This window comes from Paraburkholderia sp. J12 (assembly GCF_905220215.1).
In the GTDB taxonomy this organism is placed as follows: Bacteria; Pseudomonadota; Gammaproteobacteria; order Burkholderiales; family Burkholderiaceae; genus Paraburkholderia.
On sequence record NZ_CAJMZC010000008.1, the window covers coordinates 177,920 to 196,307 of the forward strand.

An 18,388-nucleotide genomic window follows, 5' to 3' on the forward strand; every position below is an offset into this window, starting at 1 on the left:
CTGCTAGCATGGCCTTCCCGCGCCACGCGCGCCTCATCCTCATCCGCTTGACTGCCATGCGCAGACTTCTTCGAACGGCGCTGCTCGCACTCGCCGCCGCCCTGCCCGCACTTGCATTGAGCACGCTGCCCGCGGCGGCCAGCACAATCTCCGTGCGCACATTCCATTCGGCGGCGCTCGGACGCGACTGGCAATACGTGATCTATCTGCCCACGGGCTACCGCGCCGACACGGCAAGCTATCCCGTGCTGTATCTCCTGCACGGCAACAACGGCGAGCCGATGGACTGGGTGACGCAAGGCGACCTGCAGACGACCGCCGACACGCTGATCGCCCGCCGCGAGATCGCACCGGTCGTGATCGTGATGCCGCAAGGCGGCACCGACTGGTACGTCGATCGCAAGGAAAAGATGGAGACGGCCTTTTTCGAAGACCTGATGCCCGAGATCGAGCGCCGCTACGCGGTGGCCGGCGACCGCGGCGGACGGGCGATAGGCGGCGTTTCGATGGGCGGCTTCGGCGCGCTGCGCTATGCGATGGAGCATCCGGACGCGTTTTGCGGCGCGCTCCTGCTCTCGCCCGCGATCTACGCGAACGATCCGCCGCCCGATTCGTCCGCGCGCCGCGTGGGCGTGTTCGGCGACCACCAGTTCGACCTGCATGTCTGGCGCGCCCTCAACTACCCTGCGCTGTGGAACGGGTATTTCGCGCGGCCCTGGCGCCTGCCCGTCTTCGTCGCATCCGGCGACGACGACCTCGTGATCCAGGCCGAATCGTCGCTGCTCTATACGCGGCTGCGCGAGGCGGGCAATCCGGCCGCGCTGCGCATCGTCGATGGCGGCCACGTCTGGCCCGTGTGGCGCGAACTGCTGCCGGCAGCGCTCAAATACACGCTCGCGTGCGTGCATTGACTGCGTGCGCAGGCACGACGTGCCTCGACCGCCCGCGTGGGAACCTCACTCGGCCCAGTTGCCCCACAGCACCATCAGCACGGTCATGAGCGCCGGGCCGATGAAGATGCCGATCAGCCCGAACGTCGTCGCCCCGCCGAGGATGCCGAAAAGCACCAGCAGGAACGGCAGGCGCGTGGAGTTACCGATCAGCACGGGCCGCACGAAGTGCTCGGCCACGAACACCACGACACAGCCCCACACCGCGAGGCCGATGGCCGCGACCACCGATCCCTGCACGAGCAGCCAGAGCGCCGCGAGCCCGAACACCACGGGCGCGCAGAACGGCAGCATGGCCGCGATGGCGGTCACGGTGCCGAGCAGCGCCGCGTGCGGCACGCCGGTCACCAGATAGGCCGCGCCCAGCAGCACGCCCTCGCCGAGCCCCACGACCACGAGCCCCGTGACCGTCGCCCGCACCGCGGCGGCCATGCACGCCAGCAGATCGGCGCCGTCGGCGCCGAATGCGCGTTGCGCTCCGTGTATCAGCGTGCCTGAGAGGCGCGGCCCCGCCTGGAAGATCACGAACAGCGTGACCAGCATGAAGGCGAAAGTCATCGAAGCCCGCGCCGCGCGCGCGCCGAAGTGCCGCCCGAATTCGACGATGGCATCGCCATGCAGGCTCTTCATCGCCGAGGACGTCTTGAGCGGCTGCGCGAGATTGGCCTGCCACCAGTCGGCCACCTGGTGGCTGCCCACCGGCAGGTGCGCGACGAAATCGGGCACCGGCACGCCGTTCTCCTGCGCCGAGTGGAACCAGATGAAGAGATCGTGTGCCTCGCCGCCCGCCTGGATCGCCGTGATCGTGATCGGCAGCACCACGAGAAGCGCAATGGCGAGCGTGAGCACCGTGGCGATTGCGGTGGTGCGGCGCTGGAACCAGCGGTGCCGCTCGATGGCCCGATAGGCGGGCCACAGCACGATGGCGAGCACGCACGCCCACGCCACGGCGGGAATGAATTCGCGCACGACCCACAGCGCGACGAGCACGAGAGCGACGAACAGCGCCGCCGAGGCGACGCGCTGGATTTTCTGCCCGTTTGCGGAGTTCGGAGCAGGTGGACGATGAATCATGTAACCTCAACAAAAATCGACAAATCGGCTCCCGGCCAGCGCAATGGCGTCGCCGGAGAACCGCACCCCAGGCGCGTTCGGTCCGCGCACCCTGTTCCGATCCGCGCATTTCAAAAGCGTTCCGCCCCTCCGCGGATCCCCTCGCAGGCGGCGTTTCGATGTCGCGCCTGGTACAACACTGCGTTGCACAAATCCGTCAGGTTGACGCGGATCCCCCGCAAAGCCCCATTCCTTCGTGAATCGCAACATGTCGCAGGGGCATTGTTGCCGATTATGGAATGGTGTTTCAACGCCGACACAATGGCACGCGGCGCCCAGCAGGACTACATTCGCGGCAACCCCACCTACGGAGCCGACAATGAAATCCAAAGCGTGCCTCGCGCTAGACGGTGCCAATGGCGAGCGCATCGAAGTGCTCGAACAGACGGATGGCGCACTCGTGATCCGCTGGGTCGAGCCGGGACGCTGTCACTACGGGGAACAGCGCTGGCGCCGCCGCTCGGCGCATACGTCGGGAACCTGCGCCGTGTCGCGCCGCAAGATCCGCCGCGGCGACGCCGTGTTCAAGCCGGCCGAACGCCCCGCACCGCTGAACGCCTCCGTCATGATCGCCGCCGAAGTGTTCGGCGACCTCGCCCCCGAATAAGGCCGCCCCTGGGTCGATGCGCCGGCATCGAACGGCGCGCCACCACCTCCCTGCTGCCCCACGCTTCGCTTCGAGACGCAGTGTAACCGCGCCGCGCGCTTTGGCCGCGCCGGGGTGACACAGCGGGACAGCCGGACAGCGGGATAGCGGCACCCCGTACGGCGTCGAGCACGGCAGGCGCCGCTGCGGTATGGTGGAGCCCATGCATGCGGCGTCCGGTTCGGCCCTTCGCTTCTCCAGAGGCTCTCCCGGGGCTTCCCCGAGGTTTCCCCGCGGTTTGCCGACTCCCCCGGCCAGCGCGGCGCCCTGCGAGGAGTGAGCCCATGGCCGAAAACGATCCCCTCCCGCTGCCGGTCGCCCCGCAGCCGCTCTCGCTCGACGTCCTGCTCGAGAAGTACGCCAAAGGCGACGAGCGCAGCGCCGACGACGTCTATCGCCGTGTCGCCCGCGGCGTCGCCATGGCCGAGCCGCCCGAACAACGCGCCGCCGTCGAAGCGCGTTTCGCCGACAACCTGCGCCACGGCGCGCTCGGCGCGGGGCGCATCATGAGCGCGGCGGGCACCGGCATCGAAGCCACGCTCATCAACTGCTTCGTGCAGCCCGTGGGCGACAGCATCCAGGGCGTCGACGACGAAGGCCGCCCCGGCATCTACGTCGCGCTGCTGCAGGCCGCCGAGACCATGCGCCGCGGCGGCGGCGTCGGCTACAACTTCTCGGCCATCCGGCCGCGCGGCGCGCTCGTGCGCTCCACGGGATCCAACGCCTCCGGCCCGTGCAGCTATATCGACGTCTTCGACGCCTCGTGCCGCACCGTCGAAAGCGCAGGCGCGCGGCGCGGCGCGCAGATGGCCGTGCTCGACTGCGATCACCCCGACCTGCCCGAATTCATCGAAGCCAAACATACGCGGGGACGCTGGAACAACTTCAACGTCTCCGTGGCCGTGACCGACGCGTTCATGCACGCGGTCGAAAACGACGAACTCTGGCCGCTCGTGCACCGCGCCGAACCCTCGCCCGCGCTGCGCGCCGCCGGCGATCTGCGCCAGCGCGAAGACGGCGCGTGGATCTACGCCGAACCGCGCGCCCGCGCGATCTGGGACAGGATCATGCGCTCGACCTACGACATCGCCGAGCCGGGCGTGGTGTTCATCTCGCGCATGAACGAGGACAACAACCTGCGCGCGCAGGAGACGATCCGCGCGACGAACCCGTGCGGCGAACAGCCCTTGCCGCCCTATGGCTGCTGCAACCTCGGGCCGCTCGACCTCAAGCGCTTCGTCGTCGATCCGTTCGCACAACTGAAGGGCGGCAAGCCGTCGTTCGACTGGCACGCGCTCGCCGAGCGCACCGCCACCCAGATCCGCTTTCTCGACGACGTGCTCGACGTCACGCTCTGGCCGCTGCCCGAACAGCAGGCCGAAGCGGCGGCCAAGCGGCGTATCGGCGTCGGCTTCACGGGGCTCGGCGACACGCTCGTGATGCTCGGCATCCGCTACGACTCGGCGGAAGGCTGCGCGTTCGGCACCCGCGTGGGGCACACCATGCGCGACGCCGCTTATCGCGCGTCGGTGGAACTCGCGCGCGAGCGCGGCGCGTTCCCGCTCTTTGACGCCGCGACGTATCTGGAAGACGGCACCTTCGCCTCGCGCCTGCCCGCCGACCTCAAGGACGCGATCCGCGCGCACGGCATCCGCAACAGCCATCTGCTCTCGATCGCGCCCACCGGCACGGTGAGCCTCGCGTTCGCCGACAACGTCTCGAACGGCATCGAGCCCGCGTTCTCGTGGACCTATCAGCGCACGCGCCGCATGAGCGACGGCAGCAGCGAAACCTTCGCCGTCGAAGATCATGCGTGGCGCCTTTATCGCGCCCTGGGCGGCGACGTGAGCGCGTTGCCGGACTACTTCGTGAGCGCGCTGGAAATGAGCGCGCAGGAACACATCGCGATGATGGAGGCGGTGCAGCCCTTCGTGGATACGTCGATTTCGAAGACCGTCAACGTACCCGCCGACTATCCGTTCGAAGCTTTCGAAGGGCTGTATCTCGATGCGTGGCGGCGCGGCCTCAAGGGGCTCGCCACCTATCGCCCGAACGAGACGCTCGGCGCGGTGTTGCAAACGCTGCCCGCCGCCGACGAAACGCTCGCCGATGCCTTTCTCGACCCCTTGCGCGTGGCGATCGACCATCGCCCCAAGGGCGAGCTGCCCGCCGTGATCGAGAAGATCGAATATCTGACGCAGGCGGGCAAGGTGTCGCTCTACGTGGCCGTGTCGTTCCTCGAAGTGACGGGCCAGGTGGGCGGCGAGGCGGCGACGATCGAGCGGCCCATCGAGTTCTTCATTCCCATTGGCCAGCGCGACGAGTCGCAGCAGTGGATCACGGCGACCATGCGCTCGCTCTCGCTCGCGGCACGCGGCGGTTTCGTCGCGCGCAATCTGCAGGATCTGCGCAAGGTGTCGTGGGATCGCGGCCAGGTGCGCTATGGCGAAACGCAGCGGCTCGACGGCAAGCGCATCCCGCTCTGGCACGATTCGGAGGTGGCGGCGATCGCCTATGCGATCCAGCAGATCCTCCACCGGCGCGGGTTTCTCGACGCCGAAGGGCGGCAGGTGCCCTCGCGGCTCCTGGCGCAACAGCGCAAGACGGCTGCGGCGGCGCAGGCGCTCGCGTCCGGCACGACGCCCGCGGGCGATCAGGTGCGGGACGGCCCCAATGCGTTGCCGCCCGACGCCGCGTTCGCCGCACCGCACGCCATGCTCGGCCGCAAATGCGGTTCGTGCGGCGCGAACGCCGTGATCCGCAAGGACGGGTGCGACTTCTGCACGGCGTGCGGAGAGATTGGGGCGTGCGGGTAGCGGATGGCGCTACCCGCGCATCCGCATCAACGCGCGCGACGGCGGCGACGAGCCAGCCTGAAACCGCCGAACACCACGAGCACCAGCACCAGCAACCCGATCGCCCCGGCCGGCAGCAAGGCGGCCGAAGGATTGGGTCCGCCGTTGCGCAGCAGCGCCACGCGATCGGGGGTCACCGTCACGTCCGGGTTGCCGTACTGCTTCATCACGAACGTCGCGAGCGTCGCAATCTGCTGATCGTTCAGGTCGTCGGCAAAACCCGGCATCTGCCGGTCGTTGTCCTGCGTGTCGATGTGCAGGCCTTCTAGAATCACCATGACCAGATTGTCGGCGTTGTTGCGGCCCAATACCGTGTTGTGCGTGAGCGAGGGGAACGCATCGTCCGGGGTCCCGCCGCCGCTGGACTGGTGGCAACTGGCGCAGTTCGCGCTGTACAGTTGCGCGCCGGTGGTCAGCGCCACATAACCGGGCCCGGGCTGGTTAAAGCCGATGCCCGGATTGCCGGCCCGCAATGCCGGCTCGTAGTTCTCGCCGCTTCCGCCGTAGTCGTAGGCCGCACGCACATCGTCAGGATTGCGAACGGGATCCGATTCCTTGAGATAGGTGGCGATCGCCGAAAGATCGTCGTCGCTCAAATATTGCAGGCTCTTGCCGATCGCCTCCGCCATGCCGCCGGCCGCCTGGCCCTTGCCCGCCACCGCGCCCGTGCGCAGGTACTGCACGAGCTCCCCGTGCGACCAGCCGCCGATGCCGCTGACCGGGTCGGACGTGATGTTCGGCGCCTGCCACGGACCGACCTGCCCGCCCGAGAGCCCGAGGCTCAGCTTTTCGCCCATCGCGAAGTTGCGCGGCGCGTGGCACGAATCGCAGTGCCCCAGCGTCTGAACCAGATAGCGTCCACGGTTCCATTGCGCGCTCTTGCCCTCGACCGGCGCGCCGGGCTGCCCGCCTGCGAACAGCAGGTTCCAGCCTGCCATCAGCCAGCGCTGGTCGAACGGGAATTTCAGCTGCGTGGGCGGCGCAGCCGCGTCGACCGGCTGGACGTCCTGCATGAAGTACGCGTAGAGCGCCTTGACGTCGTCGTCGGTGATGCCCGCGTAGGACGGGTAAGGCATGGCCGGGTACAGATGCGTGCCGTCGGCGCGCACGCCGTCGCGCAACGCGCGCGCGAACTGCGCTTCGCTATAGCCGCCGATGCCGTTGGACTTCGACGGCGTGATGTTGCTCGAATAGATCTTTCCGAACGGCGAATCGATCGGCAAGCCGCCCGCCATCGGCTTGCCGCCCGGCGCGGTGTGGCAGGCCGCGCAATCGCCTGCTTTCGCGAGATACGCGCCACGCGCGATCAGCGCGGCCTGGGCGGGATCCGTAGCGACGTCGGCCGCCGATACCGCGCCTGCATGACACGCGACCGCGAGAACGGCCGACGCGAACCCCGCCTTGAGAAGATGTGCGTTCTTCATCGGATCCTCCTCAACCGCGCGCCAGTTCGGCCTTGATCGTGTCCGCCACGCGCAGGCTGATCGAGGCGATCGTCAAGGTCGGGTTGGCCGTGCCCGTGTTCACGAACACGGCGCTCGACGCAACGTACAGGTTCTTCAGTTCGTGCGAGCGGCACTGCGCATCCACGACGGAAGTATTCGGATCGTTGCCCATCAGCGCGCCGCCCGCCGGGTGGTCTTCCGCGGAGAAGGTGTACGGATTGTCCGGATCGGGAATGTAGAGCACGTCCGTGCCGCCCATGCCGGCGATCAGCGGCTCGTAGAGCTCCTTGACCGTGCGCACGGCGCTGCGGCGCGTGTAGTCGTCGATCGCGTAGTGGACGCTGGGGAAGTTGATGCCCAGCATGTCCTTCTTGCCGGAAAGCGTCAGCCGGTTCTGTGCATCCGGCAGCACCGCATGGTGCGAGGAAATCTCGATGCGCCGCGCCGTGCCGTAGCGGATCGCCTCATCCAGCGGCTTGCCCACGAGGCCCTTCTTCAAGGCCGCCTCAGTGACCTGCGCGGTCATGTTCATCTCGTCGATGCGGTGGATCGAGGCGGCCATCTCGTTGCGCCACGGGCCGTCGCGCCAGGTGTCGATCGCCGCATTGTGCTGCGGCCCCTGCCCCATCCACACCGGATCCTTGCAGGTGAACTGCACTTCGGTGCCCGCATGCTCCATCATGTAGCGGCCCACCTGGTCCGTCTTGTTGGAGATGCCGTTGGGATTCTTCTCGTCCTTCGAGAACAGCATCAGCTTGACCGTCTCGATGTTGTGCGCGGCGAGAATGAACTGCTTGCCCGTCACGCGAAAGCTTTCCTTGTTCGGGTTGTAGAAGTGGACCGCCACCACTTCGTCGTTCGCGGGATTGGTTTCGATGCGGTACACCACCGAATTTTCCATCACGCGCGCGCCGGCCTTTTCCGCCTTGACCACGGTTTCGATCGCGTTGTACATCGCCCCAATCGGGCAGATCGGCATGCAGTTGTTGTTGCCCGCGCAAGTGGGCCGGCCTTCGTACGGGCGCGTGTTGCGCCCCTCGGGCTCGTGCACCACGCGGCACTGCGTGTGCTTGCGCACGGCCTCGTCGAACACGCGGCTCGTGTACGTCCACGGCATCATGTCCATCGGATACTTCTGCTTGCGCGGCGAGCCGAGAAACTCCTGCTGCGGGTCGTTCAGCGGATCCGGGCCGCATACGCCCCAGGCCACTTCGGCACGGTAGTAGTACGGCTCCAGATCGTCGTAGCCGATGGGCCAGTCGCGGCCCACGCCGTAGGTCGAATGCAGCCGGAAGTCGTTGGGCAGATGCCGCCACGCGCAGGCCGCCCAGTGCCACGTGGTGCCGCCCACGAGACGCAGATAGTCGGTCTGGTAGGCGCCGCCGTCCGGTCCCGTGACCTGCAGATAGTCCTGGATCGTCCCGTCGGTGTTGTAGAAGGTCGGGGCGAGGGCCCAGGGCTTCGGCGGATAGGGTGTGGTCAACGCGCGCGTGGTGACGGGCGCATTGCGGAAGTTCTCGACGATTTCGCCGCGCGTGACACGCGGGCCGGCATCGAGCACGATCACCGAAAGCCCGCTGCTGGCGAGTTCGAGTGCGGCGATGCTGCCAGCCGCGCCCGCGCCGACGATGACGACGTCCGCCGAAAGCGATGAACTATTCATGGGAGAGTCTCTCCAGGGGACCTGCTTTTCTGAGGATTCGACAGCACGCAAGCGGCTAGCGGATGCGTGACGGAGCGCGCCACGATGGCGGCGGCGCTCAGGTAGCGGGAAGACTGACCGATTTCACCCAGTACAACGGGCCGCGGCGAACGTAGCTGGGCGGGCTCAGCACGTCGCTCACCACGCCGAACATCAGCGCGGTTTCGTACGCATAGGTCCTGAAACCGACCACGCCCAGATACCAGGCCGATGTGATCCTGTTGAGCGTATCGCGCAGTGTGGTCTGCTTGTTGCGGTCGAGTTCGTCGGCGAGCGCTTCGATCGCGAGGTCGGGGCTCGCCGCGATTTGCTTCGCGAGCGCAGCGAGATTCGCATCGAAATTCCGGTCGCCGTCGCGCAGCGCCTGATAGAGCGCCGCGCCGGTGACGGGACTCAGGGTCTTCGGCGCAACGTGCTTCGACACCTGCATGAAGGTGTCCAGCCCCGTGTAGTCGGTGGCCGTGGACGCATGCACGTCGGACCACAGATCGACGACACCGAGCGCCGCCAGCGAAACGGCCGCAAAGACGAACCGGCGGCGGCCAACCCGCGTGGAGGGGGGATCGTTCGCCTTGTCTGAAGCAATCATGTGCATGGTCCTTCAGGTTCTCGTTCTTCTGGTGCGGCGGCGCCGCACACCCTGGTACGACTGACATGCTTCTCGTGCGGGTAGCGAGGCGGCTGCCCCTGCCCGCGCCAACACTGCCGCCCAAGTGTAGCTCAGGCCGGCCTCAACCCTGGATTGAATAGCCACCATCCACGGGGATGGCCGTGCCGGTGATGAAATCGCAGGCGCTGGAGCACAACGCGACGGCGATGCCGGCCAGATCGTCCGGGCGCCCCCAGCGGGCCTGCGGCGTACGCGCAAGAACGCCCGCTTCCATGTCGGGGAACAGTTTCTTCGCTTCAGCGGTAAGCTCGGTTTCGATCCAGCCCGGCAACAGCGTATTGACCTGGATATTCTGCGGCGCCCACTCCACTGCCAGTGCGCGGCCAAGCTGCACGATGCCGCCCTTGCTCGCGGCATAGCCTGCGCCGTAGGTCGTGCCGAACAGCGAGAGCATCGAGCCGATGTTGAGGATCTTGCCGCCCTGCGCACGGCCGAAGGCCGGATAAACGGCCTGGGCACAGTAGAACGCGCTGCTCAGATTCGTATCGACGATCTGGTGCCACTCCGCATGTGAATAGTCCTGAGCATGGCGGCGGATATTCATGCCTGCGTTGTTCACGAGGATATCGACGCGCCCGAAGTGGCGCTCGACCTCTTGCGCCATGCGATTGCACTGTTCGCCGTCCGAGATGTCGGCCTTCACGTAGATAGCGGCAGCGGCAGCGGCGGCGTCGAGCTCGCGCAATGCCCAGGCGCCGCGCGCTTCGTCGCGGCCGATCAGTGCCACCCGCGCGCCGGCCTGCACGAAGCCCTTTGCGATGCCGAAACCGATACCGCTGGTCCCGCCGGTGACGATGGCGACCTTGCCGGTGAGATCGAACATGACAGCCACTCCATGCGATTCAGGGAGCGGTGATTATAGGCACGGCTTGCGCCCTCCAGCCCCCACTTCCAGTACGACGTTTTCGCATGAAGGTTATGAGTTTTTCTCCGCTTTGGAGCGGTGCGCGGGAAGAGGGCAAGGTCCTGCGTTACCGCTAGCCCGCCCCGGTTCGGGCATCCCGTTCGCCGCGGAGCGGGCGGCGCTCAATGCGCCTGCGTCGGCTGCGCGCGCACGCGCGCCGCGGCCGTCGCCAGATCGCGCCAGGCCGGCTGGTCCGGCGCATAGCGTGCCCGAATATAGCCGGCCAGTTCGGCCATCTGGCGATCGTCGAAACTCTCCTTGAATCCGGGCATGTAGCCGAGCCCCTCGGTCGCCGGCTGATCGATGCCGTGCATGAGCACGCGCAGCAGGTTGTCCGGGCTCGCCTGGCTCACGCTCGTGTTCAGCCCCATGAGCGGCCTCACCCCAAAGTGTCCGACGCCCCCCGTTTCGCCATGACACACCGCGCACGCCGTCTCGAACATGCGGCGGCCGTTCTGCAAGCCGCTCGCGGCGAGCGCGTCGGCATCGGCGCCCGCCGCGCGCTGCGCGGCCGCGTGGGCGGCGGTCTGTGCGTCGATGGGCGGCGACAGCGAGGCGAGGTAATGCGCGATGGCGCGCACGTCCGTTTCCGGCAGACTCGCAAGCCCGGCAACCACGGGCGCCATGGGGCCGGCAGCCACGCCATGCTCGGGCGAAAAGCCCGTGCGCAGATAGGTGAACAACGCGTCTTCGGTCCACGGCACGGGCGCGCCCGCCCCGCCTCGCGACACCACCAGCGCGGGCGCCTCCCAGCCTTCGGCGCTGCCGCCCGCCAGATAGGCGAAGCCGCCCTTCTCGGCGCCCAGCGCGTTGCGCGGCGTGTGACACGCGCCGCAATGTCCGGCGCCGTCCACGAGATATTTGCCGCGATTCCACAGGACCGACTGCTGCAAATCGGGCCGATAGGGTGCGTCGTCGTGAAAGAGCCAGTTCCAGCCCGCGACGAGGCGGCGCTGGTTCATCGGAAACGGCAGCTTCGTTTCGGGCGCAACGTTCCTCACGGCCGGCTGCGACATGAGCCATGCATACAGCGCCATCATGTCCGGTTCGCTCATGCGGGCAAAAGCCGTGTACGGAAACGCGGGATAGAGATGATGCCCATCGCGCGCAATGCCTTCGCGCATCGCGCGCGCGAACGCCTCATAGGTCCAGGCGCCGATGCCGGTTTCGCGATCGGGCGTGATGTTGGTCGACCAGACCGTGCCGAACGGCGTCTCGAGGGCAAGGCCGCCCGCATTCGTCTGCCCCCCGGGCGCCGTATGGCAAACGGCGCAGTCGCCGGCGATGGCCACCAGACGGCCGCGCTCGAGCATCGCCGCGCTCCACATCGAGGCATCGGGCCCCGCGCCGGCCGGCAGGGGCGCGATGGGCGAAGGTCCCGGCAGTATCGAACAGGCAAGGCCGATCAGGCCGCCCGCCACGCCGCCGATCCCACCGCCCGCCAGCCAGCGCTTCCACCGCGACGGCCGGCGCAGGGCGGCAGGCGCCGCGAGTACGGCGGCCGGCCCGGCTTCGGCGAGCGCGCGCCGGATGGTCTCGGCATCGAACGGCGGCGCGCGAAAGCGCACGCCCGTGGCGTCGTAGAGCGCATTGGCAATCGCCGCAGCGGCCGGAGCGGCAGCCCGGTCGATGCGTCCTTCTCCACCACCTGCTCCCACTATTTCGGTGTCCTTTTTGTTTGCCGATTCGATGAGATCGTGTGCAATCGACGCCTGCGCAGCGGCATCGTTACCCGGCTCGTCATGGGTCGCCCGGGCGATGCGCCGCATGCCCGTCGCACGTGCAACGGCCTCTTCGATCTGCCACGCCGGCATGCCTGTGAGCGACGGGCCCTCTGGCGCCCCCTCGCCTTGTCCCGCCACGACCCGCCGCACGGCAATATCGCCCGTCTTGCGATTGACGTCGAGATCGACGACCCACGCAGACCAGCTCGCGGGCCGCGCTACCGAAGCAGCTGCGTCTTCGCCGGCCAATGCGTCGAAGGCAAACCCGCGCCCATGCAGCCACGGCCCCATGGGCTCGCCCACGGACGGAACCGCCGCGCCCCACGCGGCGCGCTCGCTCACCATGCGGATCACCTCGCGCGCGCCCGCGTCGCGGGTCGCATCGAGATGATCGAGACGCAGTGCGACAGGATCGCGGTGCACATCCAGCGCGATTTCGTCGATAAAGGATTCCCGCGCGAACACGTGGGCTTCGGCTGGAATCGCGCGCGCGGGGTCTTCCACCGCCACGCTCGCCTGCGTGTGGCGATACACGATTAGCGGCGGCGCAGCGCCGGCGCCACTCGATCCCTCGGCGGCCGTATCGTCTGACTTGACTTCGAGATACGCGCGATAGTGCCAGGTCTTCATCGTGCCGTCCGCCGCGAGGCTCGCTGCGACAGCAAGGCCCGCGTCGGCCTCCACCCCTTGCGCGGGCCACGTGTAATGGGCACGCCGTGGCGCATCCGCCTCGCCGCCGTCCGGCGCGCTGCCACCGATGTCGCGCGCGAGCGGCACGAGAGTGCCGGCTTCAGGCGTGCGCCGGCCCTGCGGATCGTCCTCGCTCATCGCGCCTCAGCCCCCTCGTTCCTGCTGCAGATAGACCGCCGCGCGCCTGACCGCGCGCACGATCTCCAGATGCGTGCCGCAGCGGCACAGATTGAAGCGCAGCGCGTCGCGTATCGCCTCTTCGTCGGGCGCGGGATTGCGCGCCAGCAGCGCGGTCGCGCTCATGATCATGCCGTTGAGGCAATAGCCGCATTGCGCCGCCTGCTCGTCGATGAACGCGCGCTGCACGGGATGCAGCGCCTCCAGCGTGCCCAGCCCCTCGAGCGTCGTCACCTCGCGCTCCCGCACCGCCGCCGCCGGCACCACGCACGACCGCGTGGGCTGCCCGTCCACCAGCACGGTGCACGCGCCGCATTGCCCGAGCCCGCAACCGTACTTGGGGCCATTGAGCTCGCAGTCGTTGCGCAGGATGTAGAGCAGCGGCGTGTCGGGCGTGGCGCCCTCGATCGTGCGCGTCGTGCCGTTCACGCTCAGCGTGAGCGGCCCCGCGGGGGAACCGGGATGCAGCATGGACTATCTCGAAAATAGGGTACGCACGGGCTTGCCGATTCGATGCCCGGGCGGCGCGGCGCGTGAACCGCCCACGCACTGCGCGCCGCATGGCACAAGCTTATAACCCGCCGAAATTCGGCGCGCTTCAGCTTTCCGCCGTGGCGGCCTCGGCCGTCGCGTTCGCTCCGCCTGCCGGCGAGGGTGAGACGAGCGGCACGTCGAACACGTCGTAGGCGAAAACCCATGCGGGATCTTCGTTGGTCCGCAGCCACGTATTGTTGTGCGAGACGAGCTGCACCTTCGAAGCGCGCGCGGCGCGGTTTGCCTCGTACAGCGCGAAGGCGCCGGCGTAGTCGGTCGTGCCCACTTCGTCGAAGCAGCGCGTGAGCATGGCGGCGTCTTCGATCGCCATGGCCGCGCCCTGCGCCATGTGCGGCTTCATCGGATGGCAGGCGTCGCCGAGCAGCACCAGCCTGCCGCGACTCCACAGCGGCAGCGGGTCGCGCTCGAGCAGCGGCCATTTGGTGATGGAGGGCGACACGTCGATGAGGTTGAGCACGTCCGGATGGTAGCCCTCGAACGCCTCGCGCATTTCCTCGCGGCTGCTCTCCATCATCGAGACGCCCGCGGGCCACTGCGCCTGCGGCACGCCGGTGACGTAGTAGTACTCGTCACGCTGTTCGGTCACGTAGTAGACCATCATGTGGCGATCCTGCGACCACCACTTCACGCACATGTCGTACGGGCGGTTGCCGAGCAGCGCAGCCGGAAACACGGCCCGATGCGCGACGTAACCCGTGTAGCGCGGCGGCTCGGCACCGAGCAGATGCTCGCGGATCTTCGAATTCACCCCATCCGCGCCGATCACGATGTCGGCCGTTTCCACACTGCCGTCGGCGAACGTGAGATGCACCTCGCTGCCGGTGTCCTCGACTGCCTGCAGGCACTTGCCGAACGCAATCGTGCCCGGTGCGACGGCATCGGTCATCAGCTTGTGGAAGTCGCCGCGATGCACGGTCAGGTAGCTCGCGCCATAGTTTTTCAGCGCGTAGTCGCCCAGCGGAATCTGCGCGATCGCCTCGGCGGTCTTCCAGTCGCGGCTGTACCAGTAGTCGGGATGCGAGCCCATCGTATTGAGCGCGTCTTCACAGCCGATGCGCCGCATGATCTTCATGACATTCGGCCCGAGATGGATGCCCGCGCCGAGGCGCGAGAACGCGCCCGCCTGCTCGTAGAGGCGGACGTCGTGACCACGGCGCTGCAGCAGCGCGGCCGCCGCCACGCCGCCCAGACCGGCGCCGATGATGGCGATACGGGGCTTGCTCATAAGTTCTCCTGGTCGTGCGCCCGCGCCGCCAGTGCGCAGCCGGGCCGGGTTGAGTTCGAGTCGAATCGAAGTTAAATGTAGCGTACACATTAGAAAATAAATCGGCAAGCTTTTCGTTTTCCGTGTTTGCCCACCCCACTTCCTGCTCATTCATCGCTATATATGAAGCGACAAACGCCACCCGAATATTTTTCCCGTTGCACATTTAAAACGTACACACTAGACTTTGCTCAACCTTCGACGACGCCCGCCCGGGCGGGTCTCGTCGCCGCCCAACTGCAATGGAGTGCGCGTCATGAGCAAGACCTACCGCATCGGCCAGATCGTGCCGAGCTCGAACACCACGATGGAAACCGAGATCCCGGCCATGCTGCGCCTGCGCGAAACGATCCGTCCGGAGCGGTTCACCTTCCATTCGAGCCGCATGCGCATGAAGAAGGTCGTGAAAGAAGAACTGGCCGCGATGGACGCCGAATCGGACCGCTGCGCAGTCGAGCTGTCCGATGCGTGCGTGGACGTGCTGGGCTATGCGTGCCTCGTCGCGATCATGGCGATGGGGCGCGGCTACCACCGCGTCTCGCAGGCGCGCCTCACGAAGCACACCGCCGAAAACGGCGCACAGGCGCCGGTGCTCACGAGCGCAGGCGCGCTCGTCGACGCGCTCGCGGCGATCGGCGCGAAGCGCATCGTGGTCGTGGCACCGTACATGCTGCCCCTCACCGAACTCGTGGTCGATTACCTCCGCCACGAAGGCTATGAAGTGCTCGACTACCGCGCGCTCGAAATTCCCGACAACCTGGAGGTCGGCCGCCACGACCCCGCGCGCCTGCCCGCGATCGTCAAGACGCTCGATTACGCCAACGCCGACGCCATCGTGCTCTCCGCCTGCGTGCAGATGCCCTCGCTGCCGGCCGTCGCGAAGGTGGAAGCCATGACCGGCAAGCCCGTCATCACGGCGGCCATCGCCACGACCTGGGCCATGCTGCGCGAGCTCGATCTCGAAGCCGTCGTGCCCGGCGCGGGCGCCCTGCTCTCGGGCGCGTACTGATACGGCGCCTTGCGCACCCTTCGCGCTGCGGCGCAGCATCCTTACCGGAGTCCCCCGATGTCCAGCACCTTTCTCTACGGCGCGAACGTCGCCGCCAACGGCATTCGCCAGCACTATCTGCGCTACGGCGGCGCGGACGGGGAGCGTGCCGGGCGCGCCGCCGCGATCGTGATACCCGGCATCACGAGTCCGGCCGTCACCTGGGGTTTCGTCGGCGAGGTGTTCGGCGCGGCATTCGATACCTACGTGATCGACGTGCGCGGACGCGGCCTTTCCGAAGCATCGGCGACGCTCGACTACAGCCTCGACGCCCAGGCCGCCGATGTCGTGGCGCTGGCCGCGGAACTGGGCCTGGAACACTTTGCGCTGGTGGGCCATTCGATGGGCGCCCGCATTGCCGCGCGCGCCGCACGGCACGCCCCGCGCGGCCTCGCCTCCGTGGTGCTGGTCGATCCGCCCGTTTCCGGGCCGGGACGCCGCGCCTATCCCGGCAAGCTGCCCTGGTATGTGGACTCCATGGCGCTCGCGCGCGCAGGCACCGACGCCGAAGGTATGCGCGCGTTCTGCCCGACCTGGACCGACGAGCAACTGCGCCTGCGCGCCGAATGGCTCCCTACCTGCGACGAGCGTGCCGTGCTCGCCTCATACGCAGGATTCCATACCGACGACTTTCACGCGGATGCCGCACAACTGGCCGTGCCCTCGCTGCTCATGACCGCCGAACGCGGCGACGTGGTGCGCGACGAGGACGTGGCCGAACTGCAGCGCGCCACACCCGCAATGCAGCATGTGCGCGTGCCGGATGCCGGCCACATGATTCCGTGGGACAACGCGCCCGGCTTCTACGCCGCGTTCGGCACGTTCCTCGGCGCACCGCTCGACGAAGCGGCGCAGGCCCTCCACGGCGCCGTCCCGGCCTGACGCCGCAACGCGCGCCGCCCGCTTTTCTGGAGAACATCCGATGCCCATCAGCGACCATCAACTGATCGAAGCGTGGAAGGAAGTGCTCACGCTCTCTCGTCTCGAAGCCGGCCAGACCGTCACGATCCTGACGAGTCCCGCGACGCACCCGCAAACCCTGGCGTGCGCCCTGATCGCCACGCAGGCGATGGGCGCCATCGTCAATCGTCTCGACCTGCCGCCCGTCAACGGCGAAAAAGCCTTCAGCCGCGACTCGCTCGCCTGGCTCGGCACCACGCCGCTCTCGGGCAACCGCGCGGCGATCGCCGCGCTCAAGGCAAGCGACCTCGTGCTCGACCTGATGACGCTGCTCTTTTCTCCGGAGCAGCACGACATCCTCAAGTCGGGCACGAAGATCCTGCTCGCCGTCGAACCGCCCGAGGTGCTCGCGCGCCTCGTGCCCACCCGCGAGGACCGCACGCGCGTGCTCGCCGCCGCCCGCAAGATCGGCGCGGCGCGCGAGATGCGCGTCTCTTCGCCGGGGGGCACGGCGCTCGTGTGTCCGCTGGGCGAATTCGGTCCGACCGCCGAGTACGGTTTCGTCGACGAGCCGGGCCGCTGGGATCACTGGCCGAGCGGCTTTGCGCTCACCTACCCGAACGACCGCACGGCGCACGGAACCATCGTGATCGACCGCGGCGACATTCTGCTGCCCCAAAAGCGTTACGTGAACGAGCCGATCGTGCTCACCGTGGAAGCCGGCTACGCGACGAAAATCGAAGGCGGCGTGGATGCCGCGCTGCTGCGCGATTACATGGAAACCTTCGCCGATCCCGAAGGCTATGCGATCTCCCATATCGGATGGGGACTGCAGCCGCGCGCGCGCTGGTCGACGCTCGGACTCTACGATCGCGAGGCCACCATCGGCATGGACGCGCGTGCGTTCGAAGGCAACTTCCTGTTTTCGCTCGGACCGAACAACGAAGGCGGCGGCACCCGCACCACGACGTGCCACATCGACATTCCGCTGCGCGGCTGCACGGTCCGGCTCGACGACGAAATCGTCGTGCGCGACGGCCGCGTGGTCGCCTGAATATCCGAACGCCTGAACGCCACTCCCCACCCAGGACCTGCGCCATGAACGATCTTTCGCAACACGCCGAAGCCGCCGTCTACCGGCAGCAGGGCTTCGGCACGCCGCTGCCCGTGCACGGCAACATCGGATTCCTCATCGTCGACTTCGTGGTCGGCTTCGCGGACCCCGGCACCTTCGGCGGCGGCAATATCCGGCCTGCCATCGAGCGCACGCGCGAAGTGCTGGCGCTCGCACGCCGGCACGGCTGGCCGGTCGCGCACAGCCGCATCGTCTATGCCGCGGACGGCAGCGACGACAACGTGTTTTCGCTGAAAGTGCCCGGCATGGCCACGCTCACGGAAGACCACCCGAACAGCGCAATCGTGCCCGAACTCGCGCCGGCGGCCGGCGAACTCGTGGTGCGCAAGACCGTGCCCTCGGCGTTCTTCGGCACGCAGCTCGCGCCCTGGCTCACCCAGCGCGCCGTGCAGACGCTGCTGGTCGCGGGCGCGGTCACGAGCGGCTGCGTGCGCGCAAGCGTGGTGGACGCGATGTCGTACGGCTTCCGGCCGCTCGTTCTCTCGGACTGTGTCGGCGACCGGGCGATCGAGCCGCACAACGCGAATCTCTTCGACATGCAGCAGAAGTACGCGGCCGTGATGCCGCTCGCCGAGGCGGCGGCGGCCATCGAAGCGGCGCAGCGCTGAAG

15 protein-coding genes are annotated in these 18,388 nt (G+C 67.8%); 7 read left to right on the forward strand and 8 right to left on the reverse strand.

Annotated features, from left to right (window positions below):
• The first annotated feature begins 56 nt into the window (after positions 1-56).
• Positions 57-911 (forward strand): alpha/beta hydrolase, encoded by an 855-nt coding sequence (locus tag U5760_RS18650; RefSeq protein ID WP_322013762.1) that lies wholly within the window; start codon positions 57-59, stop codon positions 909-911.
• Positions 912-956: 45 nt separating this feature from the next.
• Here U5760_RS18650 and U5760_RS18655 read toward each other — a convergent pair whose 3' ends face one another.
• Positions 957-2,024, reverse strand: a complete 1,068-nt coding sequence (locus tag U5760_RS18655; RefSeq protein ID WP_322013763.1) for an AI-2E family transporter — start codon at positions 2,022-2,024, stop codon at positions 957-959.
• Positions 2,025-2,382: 358 nt separating this feature from the next.
• On the opposite strand from U5760_RS18655, the gene U5760_RS18660 reads away from it, so the two are divergent.
• Both U5760_RS18660 and U5760_RS18665 read left to right on the forward strand, forming a co-directional pair.
• On the forward strand, positions 2,383-2,670 hold the full coding sequence (locus U5760_RS18660; protein WP_028224045.1) for a DUF3331 domain-containing protein: 288 nt from the start codon (positions 2,383-2,385) through the stop codon (positions 2,668-2,670).
• A 323-nt stretch (positions 2,671-2,993) separates the two neighbouring features.
• The gene (locus U5760_RS18665; RefSeq protein WP_322013764.1) at positions 2,994-5,525 is read left to right on the forward strand and encodes an adenosylcobalamin-dependent ribonucleoside-diphosphate reductase; all 2,532 of its coding nucleotides are present in this window, start codon (positions 2,994-2,996) and stop codon (positions 5,523-5,525) included.
• 26 nt (positions 5,526-5,551) lie between these two features.
• On the opposite strand, the gene U5760_RS18670 is transcribed toward U5760_RS18665, so the two are convergent.
• The 7 genes from U5760_RS18670 to U5760_RS18700 all read right to left on the reverse strand — a co-directional run bounded on the left by U5760_RS18670 (position 5,552) and on the right by U5760_RS18700 (position 14,656).
• Positions 5,552-6,988, reverse strand: a complete 1,437-nt coding sequence (locus tag U5760_RS18670; RefSeq protein WP_322013765.1) for a cytochrome c — start codon at positions 6,986-6,988, stop codon at positions 5,552-5,554.
• 10 nt (positions 6,989-6,998) lie between these two features.
• Positions 6,999-8,672 carry a GMC family oxidoreductase gene (locus tag U5760_RS18675; protein ID WP_322013766.1) on the reverse strand — a complete coding sequence of 558 codons (1,674 nt, stop codon included), beginning with the start codon at positions 8,670-8,672 and terminating at the stop codon, positions 6,999-7,001.
• A 97-nt stretch (positions 8,673-8,769) separates the two neighbouring features.
• Entirely contained in the window at positions 8,770-9,300 is a 531-nt protein-coding gene (locus tag U5760_RS18680) for a sugar dehydrogenase complex small subunit (RefSeq protein WP_322013767.1), read from the reverse strand.
• A gap of 142 nt (positions 9,301-9,442) precedes the next feature.
• Positions 9,443-10,204 carry a glucose 1-dehydrogenase gene (locus U5760_RS18685; protein WP_322013768.1) on the reverse strand — a complete coding sequence of 254 codons (762 nt, stop codon included), beginning with the start codon at positions 10,202-10,204 and terminating at the stop codon, positions 9,443-9,445.
• Between the two features lie 203 nt (positions 10,205-10,407).
• On the reverse strand, positions 10,408-12,837 hold the full coding sequence (locus U5760_RS18690) for a c-type cytochrome (protein ID WP_322013769.1): 2,430 nt from the start codon (positions 12,835-12,837) through the stop codon (positions 10,408-10,410).
• 6 nt (positions 12,838-12,843) lie between these two features.
• Positions 12,844-13,347, reverse strand: a complete 504-nt coding sequence (locus U5760_RS18695; RefSeq protein WP_322013770.1) for a (2Fe-2S)-binding protein — start codon at positions 13,345-13,347, stop codon at positions 12,844-12,846.
• 127 nt (positions 13,348-13,474) lie between these two features.
• On the reverse strand, positions 13,475-14,656 hold the full coding sequence (locus U5760_RS18700; RefSeq protein WP_322013771.1) for an FAD-dependent monooxygenase: 1,182 nt from the start codon (positions 14,654-14,656) through the stop codon (positions 13,475-13,477).
• A 295-nt stretch (positions 14,657-14,951) separates the two neighbouring features.
• Here U5760_RS18700 and U5760_RS18705 point away from each other — a divergent pair, with 295 nt between their 5' ends.
• From U5760_RS18705 to U5760_RS18720, 4 genes are read left to right on the forward strand one after another with little or no spacing between them, the layout of a single operon-like run.
• Positions 14,952-15,704, forward strand: coding sequence for an Asp/Glu racemase (locus tag U5760_RS18705; protein WP_322013772.1), 753 nt, complete (start codon positions 14,952-14,954; stop codon positions 15,702-15,704).
• A 57-nt stretch (positions 15,705-15,761) separates the two neighbouring features.
• Positions 15,762-16,625 (forward strand): alpha/beta fold hydrolase, encoded by an 864-nt coding sequence (locus U5760_RS18710; RefSeq protein WP_322013773.1) that lies wholly within the window; start codon positions 15,762-15,764, stop codon positions 16,623-16,625.
• A 40-nt stretch (positions 16,626-16,665) separates the two neighbouring features.
• Positions 16,666-17,697: a 2,5-dihydroxypyridine 5,6-dioxygenase gene (locus tag U5760_RS18715; RefSeq protein WP_322013774.1), complete on the forward strand. Its 1,032-nt coding sequence runs from the start codon at positions 16,666-16,668 to the stop codon at positions 17,695-17,697.
• 44 nt (positions 17,698-17,741) lie between these two features.
• Positions 17,742-18,386 (forward strand): isochorismatase family protein, encoded by a 645-nt coding sequence (locus U5760_RS18720; RefSeq protein WP_322013775.1) that lies wholly within the window; start codon positions 17,742-17,744, stop codon positions 18,384-18,386.
• Positions 18,387-18,388: the final 2 nt, after the last annotated feature.